We start from the raw sequence: 1,334 nt of genomic DNA, 5'->3' as shown, positions 1-1,334 counted from the left end.
ATTGACGCACCTGTGGGCAACTTACTACGACGAATTGTTCTCCCAAGTCATCGTTACCATTAATAGCAGCAAGTTCAAAGCACGCCAGACAACTTCTAGAGGGGACGAATAAAGTAACCCATTTTTGGCGCACGGAGATACACGCAGCCCGCTGAAGCCAGTCACATAAAAAATCGCTCACGGAATTCACGTAACCGCTTCCGATTTTCTGCAACACTCCTTCTGCTTGCGCAGTTTCTAGTGTGTTGCATCGACCGGTTGAATCCAAACCACAAAGCTGACGGATCGGCGGCTCCCCTCAAAAATCAACCCTGCTCGTCAAGGCTGTTTCACGATCACCGGCTGCACCTGAAACACATTGGCTGATGCGGTGTCCACCGTCACCTTGACCCAGTGCAGCGAGGGGCTGCCAAAGGTTTGCAGGCGCGTCAGGTTGGGCAGCAGTTTGGCAGGGCTGTACAGGGGCTTGTCGAGCTTGAAGAAGTGCGTGTCGCCGTGCACAAACAGCACCTGGCCCTTGTAGGCTTCGGTTTGTGCGACCAGTGCATCCATGAAATTGCGGTAGCCGATGACGCCCGGTGCGTTGCTTTCGTTAACCTCTTCGGTCTCGGGCAAGTCAAAACCGGGGTCGGCCTGCACCACAACCACCACACCCGCGGCGCCTTGGGCCTGGGCTTGTGCAAAGGCGGCTTTCAGCCACACCACGTTGGCGGCGTCACGCTCCAGGTACTCGGCATTGGCGGCATCGCATTGCGCGGCATTGCGGGCACTCTTGTTCGCGCAGTCTTTGGCATTCAAGATGAGGTTGTTGTTGCTGCCCGGCATATTGATGCCGGCAAACACCACACCACCATGGCTGAAACGGGTGTTCTCCACATACTTCTCGCCGGGCTTGCCTTGGTGCTCTAGCGCCATCTGGTTTTGGCCCAGGCTGCTCAGCGTGGGGAACATCACGCGGCGAATATGCGCCAGGCGCTCCAGCGCGTCATAACCCCCGTTGTTGATGCGGTGGCAATCGGTCCACTCGTTGTCACCGGGCACGTAGACCACGGGCTTGGCCATGCTGCCGAACATCTTGAGCGCATCGGTGTAGATGTCGTCCGTGCACTTGGAGCTGCCGTCCTTGATGTCACCGTCGTAAATCGAAAACGCGATGTCGGAGGCGTTGATGCTGTTCAGCACGGCGGGCAACTTGGGGTCGTCCCCGGCTTTTTTGTACGGCATGTCGCCCCACAAACCAAACGAGTAAGCCTGACCGCCCAACGTACCCGCTGACGACCCGGAGGGCGTGCTGGTGGAGGCACAGGAAATCAGACTCAACGCGACCATCACGG

Annotated in this window: 1 protein-coding gene; it reads right to left on the bottom strand. The window is 57.6% G+C overall.

Annotated elements, in window-relative coordinates; all coding sequences use genetic code 11:
* Positions 1-318: 318 nt before the first annotated feature.
* Positions 319-1,329 carry a hypothetical protein gene (locus AC097L_RS24615; protein WP_479589345.1) on the bottom strand — a complete coding sequence of 337 codons (1,011 nt, stop codon included), beginning with the start codon at positions 1,327-1,329 and terminating at the stop codon, positions 319-321.
* Positions 1,330-1,334: the final 5 nt, after the last annotated feature.

This window comes from Rhodoferax sp. RT5P35 (assembly GCF_056521385.1).
The sequence above is the reverse complement of the archived record's forward strand: the minus strand, read 5'-3'. Positions and strand labels throughout refer to the sequence as shown.

What these genes read in the sequence shown, in the direction of transcription:
- AC097L_RS24615 (WP_479589345.1), bottom strand. Translation starts at nt 1,329, where the DNA reads ATGGTCGCGTTGAGTCTGATTTCCTGTGCCTCCACCAGCACGCCCTCC.